The organism is Legionella quateirensis (assembly GCF_001467955.1).
GTDB lineage: Bacteria > Pseudomonadota > Gammaproteobacteria > Legionellales > Legionellaceae > Legionella > Legionella quateirensis.
On record NZ_LNYR01000012.1, the window covers coordinates 408,133 to 418,553 of the forward strand.

Here is a 10,421-nt window from a genome sequence, read left to right on the forward strand (position 1 = left end):
AAACCTAATGGCAGTCTATTATGCGAGAAATACTCTATTTTTTACTATTTCCTGCCATAGTAGCCTGTATTAGCGAAGCGTAATACAGGATCGAAGTGGTAACACACCCCATTGCTTCCCGTATTACGCTTCGCTAATACGGGCTACAAAAGGGTCAATCTACAATAAATAATCCTTAACCTAATGGCAGTCTATTATGCGAGAAATACTCTATTATTTACTATTTTCTGCCATAGTAGCCTGTATTAGCGAAGCGTAGTACAGGATCGAAGTGGTAGCACACTCTATTGCTTCCCGTATTACGCTGCGCTAATACGGGCTACAAAATGGTTAATCTACAATAAAGAATCCTTAACTTAATAGCGATCTATTATGCAAAAAATACTTTAATTTTTACGATTTGCAGTTATCTTGAATTTCACAGTCACTTCATCTTTAATTTCATCAGTACTGGCCCATTCACCTTGACCAACACCAAAAGTGCTTCGCTTAATAGTTGTACTGCCATTCACTAAGGCATGGTTTTTCGGTGATTCTTCCGCAGTAAAAGTTAATGTAACTGGCGCTGACTTATCCCTAATTGTCAGAATTCCATCTGCTTCATAGGTTTTATCACTAATCTTGTTGAATTTAGTTGCTTTAAACTCCGCCTTTGGGAACGCTTTCACATCAAACCAGTCAGGAGCAGTTAATGTTGCGGTAATATCAGCATATGAAGCAGTGATTGAAGTCATATCAATAACGATATGAATTGAGCTTGCTTTATAATTATCAGGATCAACGAAAATCTCACCGGTAAATTTTTTAAATGAGCCAGTCACTGGAGCATTATTTTGAGTACCAGTAAAAGTCAGCTCACTTTCTGCCGGGATTATGTCCCATTGAGGAGGAGTTGCAGCCTTAACAGTAAACGAAAGACAAACAAATAATAGTCCTAAAAATCTATATAAACCTGATTTCATGGCAACATTCTCCTTAATATATCATCCTTGTTTATAAAATGGTGTTTTAAAGCTGCGGCAGTATGCAGCATTATCGCACCAATAAGAACATACCCTAACCATTCGTGTATCCATTCAAACAATACTCTGTTGTGTTCGTCAGGTGCTACGAGATTTGGTAAAGTAAACAGACCAAAAAATGATGCGGGTAATCCGGCTGATGAAGTGATTAGCCATCCGCTGACTGGCATGGCGAACATAAAACAATAAAATGCCCAATGCATGCTTCGTGCGGCTATTTTTTCCAATAGCGGTAATGCCAACTCCGGCATTTGATTGCTCAAACGCCATATCAATCTGATTATTGCCAGGAACAGTACCAGAAAGCCATATTCCTTATGCCATCCATAGAGCTTCAGTTTTTCCAGACTGATTGGAAGATTGACCATATACAACCCCAAAATCAATAATCCAATAATCAGAATTGCAATAATCCAGTGCAATGAGATCGCAACCACTCCAAAACCTGAACTGCTGTTTTTAATGTGCATAACATTCCCTTATTTTTTATCCTGATATGCCTCAACTCCTATTTGCAAGGTGACTTCATCACCCAGATCAGGCAGTAAGGTGTTTATACCAAAATCAGAACGTTTTATAGTCCCCGTTGCAGTAAACCCTACTGTATTTTTATTATTAATCGGATTCACACCGACTTTATTAAGTGTCACATCAAGAGTTAGTGGTTTGCTTACTCCATGTAAAGTCAATGTACCCTCTACTTTTGCTGTTTTATCACTTAATACATCTACTTTATTACTTACAAAGGTTGCTTTGGGAAATTGCGCAACATCGAAGAATAATTTCCCTTTCAAGTGTTTGTCTAATTCAGGAATTCCAGTAACAACATCAGCCACATTGACGGTAACATTAACCTTGCTTTGATCCGGATGATCCTTATCAAGAACAAGTTCCCCACTAGCATACCATTTGCCCGCTTGAGTAGAAAAACCCAAATGTTTGATAGTCCATAATATATACGTGTGTTGATTATCTAAAGTAAAGGCTTCTGGAGCTGAATACGCTACGTTAAAGCATGCCCATATAGACAGGATAGAAAGGATTAAAGAAGACAAATATCGTTTCATTTGGAATTCCTTATGAATTATTAACATAATATTGAATGTGATTTATTTTCCAGCCTCAAGAGAGCCGCCAACGATTTTTTCACATAATCCTTTTGGCATAAGTAAAAACGCGTCTTTTTGGTTGTCTTTGGTTGCTGACCCAGCACAGGATGCTGTAGCTGTCGCGCAATCATTCATACCGGTCTTGACAATTCCGTAGCATTTTTCAGTAGCTGGAGCCGTATCTGTAGTATCTGCCGAAGCACTATTTGCTGAGACCAGAACAAAAAATGCTGCCATGGCTGTATGAATAATTTTATCTAACTGTGTCATCCCTAACCTCCTGATTAATTTAATAATGCCTCTTTGTAACTGAATCAAAAAATCATTACAAACTTATAATGTTAATACGTTATAGAATCGCGCTTAAATAGTCAAAAGCTTTTCTGGCATATTCCAATGGTGGTGCTTTCACAGGATCTTGCTCTGCCTCAACTATCATCCATCCCTCATAATGAATACTATTCAATGCTCTCAATATTGGGGCGAAATCAATAGCTCCATCTCCTGGAACCGTAAATACCCCAGCCCTGACCGCATCCATAAAAGCCAATTGTTCTTGTTCAGTTTGTTTTAAAACTTCTGGTCGTATGTCCTTAAGATGCACATAACGAATCCTGTCTCCATATTTTTCGATTAAATTTAATGGATCAATACCCGCGAATACTGCATGACCGGTATCCAGCAAAAGAGAAAGCAATTGAGGACTGGTATTCTGCATCAGGTGATCTATCTCATGTTCATTATAAATACCGGTTCCTGCATGATAATGATAGACAATTTTCATATTAAAATCATAGGCTATTCTACCTAATGCATGAAGTCCATTAATTAAATGCTCCCACTGCTCCTGACTGAACTCAGGTTTATAAGGACTCATAATTGCTAATGGTGTTCCCTGTATAGCATGACCGCATTCACACACATTGATATAAGTAGCACCCATGGCACGCATGAAACTCAGATGATCCAAAAATCGAGATAAGGTACTTTGGTATTGATTGGGATCAGTAAAAAAGGTACTGAACCATGCGCTCGATAACTGAAGTCCTTGCCCTGCTAAAGCATTTTTTAACACCTTGACGTCTCGAGGATATTTATTTCCCAATTCGGTACCAACATAGCCAGCCAAAGACATTTCCCTGATACACTGCTCGAAGCTGATGTCTTTACCTAAATTGGGGTCGTCGTCATTGCACCAGTTAATTGGAGCGATGCCTAATTTAATATTCATAATGTATTCCTTAACGATAAAGGTCTGCTTTCTTATTATGGACTGTTGACAATTGCTCAATACCCCCTAATTGGCGCGGTTTGTCCCTGAGAATTCCTCACTTTTTAAAATTGCATTTTAATTAATCTTAATTTGCAATTTTTATAAGATCGTCATCCTCGCGAAGGCGGGGATCCATCCTAAATTTAGCACCATGCAACATTGGTGCATGGATCCCCGCCTTCGCGAGGATGACGTATAAAAAGAGAGGAACTCTCAGGGTTTGTCCCCGCCATACAGTAGATCTCTGGATACCGCAGACAAGCCGCGGTACGCGGACGGTTACTGATAAAGAACGCAATGAATTGTCAACATCCTCTAGTAGTCATTTATTTCAAAGTCTGTTTATCTACCCGCTATCTAATATCCACCTGACGTAACCTCTGAAAACAGGTAGCATCAGATTGAAGTCCCGATTCCCTCCATTAACATTAGTAGGGTCTTACGAGATCGAGCTGCTCATTCATTTGATGATGAGCTTTAGTTACGGCATCAGAACTGGATACTTCCGCTACTCCAACTCTCCACCAGGTTTGATAACCCTGACTCATAGTCTTTGGTAACACCGGTAAAACAATAACGGTAGCGACAGGTTCTTCTTTTGCTTTTATTAGGGCCTCGCCAAACTGCTGATAAGTATCTGCAAAATAAGTTTTAGCACCTAATCCGGCAGCATATTGACAAAAATCGATAGGCAAATATTGACCTGTTAAACTGTTTGTCTCTGTGTTTCTGTAACGAAATTCATTACCAAAGCCATTACTGCCATTGCCTTCCTGTAAATTCCTGATGCACTGAAATCCATGATTATCAAAAATAATAATCGTAATTTTCTTTTGCTCCTGAATACAGGTTAATAATTCAGAGTGCATCATAATAAAACTGCCGTCACCTACTAATACATAAACCTCACCGGGCGTGTTTTCTTTTGTTAATGAAACACCTAGACCCGCCGCAACTTCATAACCCATACAGGAATAAGCATATTCCAAATGATAATCTTTAGGTTTCCTTGATTTCCAGATTCGATGTAAATCACCCGGTAAACTGCCAGCTGCACATATAATGACATCGTCTTCAGTGACAAAACGGTTCAACTCAGCCAACACAGCAGTTTGATGTAAACCTTTGCTGCCCGAATCAGGGGGCGTACACACACGTTTCAGTTCTTGCTCCCATTCTGATTTGTACTGTTGAACTATTCGTTGATATTCCGAATGAGTTTGATAATTACCCAGCGAGCTGTCTAACTGTTCCAATCCGGTTCTGGCATCACCTTTTAACATCAAGGCATTCATTTTCATCGCATCAAGGCGTGATATATTTAAATGCATCAATCGACACTGAGTATTTTTAAATCCCCATTTTGACGCGGTAGTAAAATCTTGTAAGCGGGAACCTACCACCAAAATAACATCAGCCTGCGCAGCCAATACATTAGCGACTTCAGATCCGGTTACTCCGATCCCCCCTACGTTCATGGGATGGTCACTTGATAAACTGCTTTTACCTGCCTGCGTTTCAGCAACAGGGATGGCATGGCGCAGGGCAAATTCAGATAAAGTCTCTGTAGCCAGAGAGTAATGTACTCCACCACCCGAGATAATCAACGGCCGTTTAGAATTCAAGAGCAGTTGTGTCGCCTCTACAAGCGCTCGATCACTAAGACTCTCTCGTTCAATATGCCAAAGTCGCTTATCAAAGAACGAACTATCATATTCATAGGATTCAGCCTGCACATCCTGAGGTAGACACAAGGTTACAGCCCCAGTTTCTATTGGATCAGTTAACACCCTCATTGCGTTCATACACGCGGTTATTAACTGCTCAGGCCGTGTAATCCTGTCCCAATATTTACTCACCGGCTTAAAACAATCATTCACAGAAACCGTGTAATCATGAGGAACTTCCAATTGCTGTAATACCGGATCGGGCTGTCTGCAACTGAACACATCACCAGGTAATAATAATAAAGGAATTCTATTGGTTGTCGCTGTGGCTGCAGCCGTGATCATATTGGTAGCGCCGGGGCCTATAGAAGAAGTGCAGGCTATGATACCCAACCGATTTTTTTGTTTGGCATAAGCAGTTGCAGCATGGGCCATTCCCTGTTCATTATGACCTTGATAATAAGTAATTCCGTAATTTCCGTATTCCAGAGCTTCACCCAGACCTGTTACATTGCCATGACCAAAAATACCAAATATTCCATTAACGAACTGAAACTCTTTTCCATCAATAACTACATATTGATTCGCTAAAAATTTCAATAAAGCTTGAGCCATAGTTAATCTGACTTTCATCACTTGAACTCCTGAATCTTATTTATTATTCCATACTCTTTGATTGGCTCTGTTTGTCCTGGTCCATTCATGTTCCTTCCTAAAAGTAGGTATACCATAAGGATTATCTTTTAAATGACGGATGAACCACAGGGTATATAAAGCGTAACCTGGAGCAGTACAATGAGCGTGCTCCTGACCATTGGCTATTTGATAGGTATCATAGTGCTCAATTCGCAATACCTCTTTCCCATTCTCGCCAAAAGCATAACCTTGTGGCTCAGAAAAACGGTAATGATATATTTCTGGTTGATCATGATAATGAGAGGGATAACTCGACCATCGCCCTTGAAAGGTAATAATTTCCCCAACAACAAGATTGGACTCAGGTCTGTTTCGTTTATCAAATACGGTCCTGACGATGCGATAGGAGGTATCATCCAGAATATCTTTTCCTCTATCATCCAGTTCCAATAGATTGGACTCATTAAAAAGTACTGGGGCGAAATAGTGATTATTGATTGTTTCAATCAGCAAGACTTCACAATCACTCAGCGCGACAACAGAAGCAATTTCACCTGTTGCGCAATGCAAGACCACAGGTGCCTGAGAAAAACTATCAGATCGTTCTGCTTCGATGCTTTGATTATCAAACTGAAATAGTACCCTGCCTGTAAGCAATAAGGCGGCAAATTCATAGTGACTATTAAACTGGAACTGTTGCCCCATAATGAGTTTGACTGAACTGAAATTCATTCCAGTATTGTGGTGAGGTTGATCCATACTGACTATAGAATTTCGGCCATAGATAAAACCAAGCGGATTCTTTATCAGGCAAGAGGAGGATTCCGCATGGGTATGCTGTTCATGGAGTTGCGTTAAATAGTTGCTTTTCCAAACGGAGGGATCGTTGTCGTATTCCTTAATGAAATATTCCAGCTCTTCTTTAAAAGGAATGGCAGGAGCACATCCATGTCGAGTAACAACCAATGCACCACAGGCATTACCCAAAGTAGTTGCCTCTTCCCAGGATTTTCCTTGTAATAGTCCTGACAATAAACCAGACATAAAACCATCACCAGCCCCGAGTACATTGAGCACCTCTACCGGAAAAGGTCGCGATTTTAATACCTTGGTATCTCTGCCAAAATCCACGGAGGCACCCCGTTCACCCAGTTTAATTACTACAGGTGCCTGAGTGATTGATCTGATGTGAGCCAATGAAACAGCAAGATCATCGTCTCCTCCCGCGATACACAGTTCTTCTTCAGTTCCAATAATCAAATCACAATGAGACAATATCTCCTGATACGCTTTACTCACCTCAGTATTATGACAGTAGCGTGTCTCGCCATTCCCAACGGCGGTTAAACCCCAAAGAACCGGTCGATAATCCAGATCCAGAATTACTAAAGTTTCAGCATTTCTGGCGAGATTGATGACCTGTTGTGTTGTTTCTCGCATAGAAATCGTAGATAAACCTGTCCCGGTAATTAAAAGCGCTTTGGATTTCTCCAAATCAGATTTGGAAATATGTTGTGGCATTAACTGCATATCGGCACACTGAGTTCGGTAAAATATCAGCGGGAAATCATTCGGTGGTTTAACCCCCAACAGAACCAGTCCCGTTAAATGCTGTGCAGTTTCATACAGCAAATCGATATTTACTCCTTCCTTTATTAATTCCTGTTTTAAAAAAGCCCCCATTTCATCTTGACCAACACAGGAAAACATCATGGTTTTTAAACCCAATCGTGATGTTCCGACCGCTATATTTCCTGCACAACCACCTAAATACTTTTTAAAACTACTGGCATCTTTTAATGAGCTACCAATTTGCTCAGAATACAGATCAACCGCAACACGCCCCATGCAGATTAAGTCCACAGGCCGTTTTGAGTCATAATAAAAATTTTTATACATCTTTTTTCCTCAATCGAGACATACGGGCAATCGGGTGTTCAATGATTGTTTTGCCGCTTTGGCAATACGCAATGTCTGTAAGCCATCCTCTCCAGAAACTGGACTTGGTTTATTATTTGCCCAGGCATCATAAAATGATGCCAGCTCAGCAATAAACGCCTGATGATATCGTTCCAGGAAAAAATACTGGGGATTAGCATGACCCGTATCCGTTTTAGAATAATGATGTACTGAGTTCTCCAGCTGATTCGCAGCCAATAACATCCCTTTCTCACCAAAAACCTCTATTCTTTGGTCATAACCATAAACAGCCTGCCTGCTGTTATCAATAACTGCTAAAGTGCCATTGGCAAAGCGTAACTGAATAATTGCAGTATCTACATCATCATATTCTGCAAAATCGGGGTTAATCAGCAAAGCTCCTGTAGCATAGACTTCAGTAACCTCAGATTGAACTAAAAACCGCGCCATATCAAAATCATGAATAGTCATGTCCATAAACATGCCGCCTGAAGTAGCGACATACTCTTTTGACGGGCAAGCAGGATCACGCGAAGTAATCTTGACTATATGAGTTGCTCCAATGTCACCTGCATGGACTCTTTTCTGCAGGTTGGCAAAACTGGGATCAAATCGTCGATTAAAACCGAGTTGCAACAATGTCTTATTGGATTTGACCAGCTGAAGCACATCAATAATTTCATTCTCATCCAAACCTATGGGCTTTTCACAAAATATTGCTTTACCGGATTCGCTTGCCGCCTTGATGTGTTCCAAATGCAGAGTAGACGGTGAAGCAATCAACACCGCATCCAGATCAGGATTAAACAAAACATCTTCTACTTTATGGGATAAATTGGGTATAGCGAGTCGTTGAGCCCATTGCTTATCCAAACAGGGATCAGCAATTACTTTCAAATCAAACTGTGGCAAATGATACTTAATATGCTCCGCATGCAGCTTACCTATTCTTCCCGCCCCGATTATCCCGATACGACATAATTTATTGTTCATCATAATTAATCCATAAGTAGTTCAAATTGTTTTGTTTTTCTTTTATCTGACACAGGTTGTCCAATGTCTCTAACTTTTTTACCAGTCATCAGCTGTTCTTCGATTTTCTCCAGTGAAATACCTGTTGTTTCAGGTACAAAATAATAAACGAATGCGCATGCCAAAAGGCAGAACGAGCCAAACATCGAAAAAGTAAGAACTTGACCAAAAGATTGATACACCGTCAAAAAAGAAATGGAAATCACAAAATTGGCGCCCCATTGCACAACTGTTGCGATACTCATTGCCATCCCTCGAACCTGAAGTGGATAAATCTCGGAGATTAAAACCCAAAATAAAGAACCAACACTGATGCAATATCCAATAACATAGGTGGAGAATAATCCGAGTATCCAGAATTTTTGTCCCGGTATGCTGTAATTAAAAACAATACTCACCGCAAATAAACTCAGAGCAGCAATAAAGGTGCCGCTTAAAAGTAATAATCTTCTGCCTAATTTATCAATGCAAAACAAGGTGATTAGAGTAAATAGAAAATTAATTACTCCCATACAAAAAGTTGCCAGGATTGCATTTTTAACAGGAAAAAAACCTGCAGATTCAAAAATAACCGGGCCATAATACATCACTGCATTGATACCAGAGAATTGTTGAAATATACCAAGGCCTATGCCTACTAATAAAACAGATACAATTGGAACTTTAAAGAGCAAGCTGAAGTTGGGTTTGCTAGTACCTAAGTGAATATTTATTTCATCCAGCTCTTTATGAATATTGTAATCAGAAGGTCTGATACGACTGAGGGCTTTCAAGGTTTCATCCCTGCCCTGTTTTTTCATAATCCATCGTGGCGAATGAGGCACACAATACATTCCAAGAAATAGTATCAGCGCGGGAATACTGCCCATCCAGAATAAATAACGCCAACTGGCTGACGAATAATCATGAAGCAGATATCCGATTAAATAGGCTATAGCCTGGCCAAAAGTAATCGTTAATCCATTAATTAAAACTAAAGTTCCTCTACGATGAGGTGGAGCAATTTCTGATATAAATAAAGGGGCAATATAAGAAGCGATACCAATACAGACTCCAATGATAAAGCGACCGATTAATAAAGGATAAAGGCTATGGGTTAAAGCACAAATCGCGGTTCCAGCAACAAACCCTAAAGCCACTGATTTCAATAAAGAACGCCTACTCACTCGATCTGCAAAAAGCCCGCTTAACGGAATCCCAAGTATACAACCCAATAAACTGATACTCACTACCACGGACCATTGCAATTCAGAAAGTGCCAGCTGCCCCATCACCTGATCTTTTACATCAGCTATAACACTTGAGTCAAAGCCAAATAAAAAGCCACCAAAACCCGCGATAACGGCGACTACCAATACAAAAGAGTTCATTCCCTTACTCATGTGATCTGATTTCCTTATTTATCACGCTAACGCAAAGGATGTTATCACTGTCCGGTTCGAATAAAAATATAATGTAATTAAAATTATTGAATACAAGGTATGTAGACAATTCATCAAATGATTCCCAACGTCGCGCGACTAATTCCTGAGAGATGGTCGCTTTATATGGCCATCTCTTAGTACTTATTCGCGGGATCCCCAATTCATTATGCCATCTTCGTCACCCTCCGTATGCCATCTTCGTCACCCTCCGTATGTCATCTTCGTCACCCTCCGTATGCCATCTTCGTCACCCTCCGTATGTCATCTTCGTCACCCTCCGCATGTCATCTTCGTCACCCTCCGCATGTCATCTTCGTCACCCTCCGCATGTCATCTTC

The 10,421-nt window shown here is 40.3% G+C and carries 9 protein-coding genes; all 9 read right to left on the reverse strand.

All coding sequences use genetic code 11. The annotated features are described in order from the left end of the window. Positions 1-386 precede the first annotated feature (386 nt). The gene (locus Lqua_RS06350) at positions 387-962 is read right to left on the reverse strand and encodes a YceI family protein (protein ID WP_058473435.1); all 576 of its coding nucleotides are present in this window, start codon (positions 960-962) and stop codon (positions 387-389) included. Further along, positions 959-1,492 carry a cytochrome b gene (locus Lqua_RS06355; RefSeq protein WP_058473436.1) on the reverse strand — a complete coding sequence of 178 codons (534 nt, stop codon included), beginning with the start codon at positions 1,490-1,492 and terminating at the stop codon, positions 959-961. Before Lqua_RS06355 ends, Lqua_RS06350 begins: the two co-directional genes overlap by 4 nt. Positions 1,493-1,501: 9 nt before the next feature. After that, entirely contained in the window at positions 1,502-2,089 is a 588-nt protein-coding gene (locus Lqua_RS06360) for a YceI family protein (protein WP_058473437.1), read from the reverse strand. 42 nt (positions 2,090-2,131) lie between these two features. Continuing rightward, a complete protein-coding gene (locus Lqua_RS06365; RefSeq protein ID WP_058473438.1) occupies positions 2,132-2,401 on the reverse strand; it encodes a BufA1 family periplasmic bufferin-type metallophore in 270 nt (89 codons plus the stop codon). A gap of 79 nt (positions 2,402-2,480) precedes the next feature. Further along, a complete protein-coding gene (gene iolE, locus Lqua_RS06370) occupies positions 2,481-3,362 on the reverse strand; it encodes a myo-inosose-2 dehydratase (protein WP_058473439.1) in 882 nt (293 codons plus the stop codon). A 470-nt stretch (positions 3,363-3,832) separates the two neighbouring features. Further along, positions 3,833-5,704: a 3D-(3,5/4)-trihydroxycyclohexane-1,2-dione acylhydrolase (decyclizing) gene (gene iolD, locus Lqua_RS06375; protein ID WP_058473440.1), complete on the reverse strand. Its 1,872-nt coding sequence runs from the start codon at positions 5,702-5,704 to the stop codon at positions 3,833-3,835. An 18-nt stretch (positions 5,705-5,722) separates the two neighbouring features. After that, complete coding sequence (gene iolC / locus Lqua_RS06380) at positions 5,723-7,606, reverse strand: 5-dehydro-2-deoxygluconokinase (protein WP_058473441.1); 1,884 nt, start codon at positions 7,604-7,606, stop codon at positions 5,723-5,725. Between the two features lie 9 nt (positions 7,607-7,615). After that, positions 7,616-8,620, reverse strand: coding sequence for an inositol 2-dehydrogenase (gene iolG, locus Lqua_RS06385; protein ID WP_058473769.1), 1,005 nt, complete (start codon positions 8,618-8,620; stop codon positions 7,616-7,618). 5 nt (positions 8,621-8,625) lie between these two features. Further along, positions 8,626-10,041, reverse strand: coding sequence for a sugar porter family MFS transporter (locus Lqua_RS06390; protein ID WP_058473442.1), 1,416 nt, complete (start codon positions 10,039-10,041; stop codon positions 8,626-8,628). Positions 10,042-10,421 lie beyond the last annotated feature (380 nt).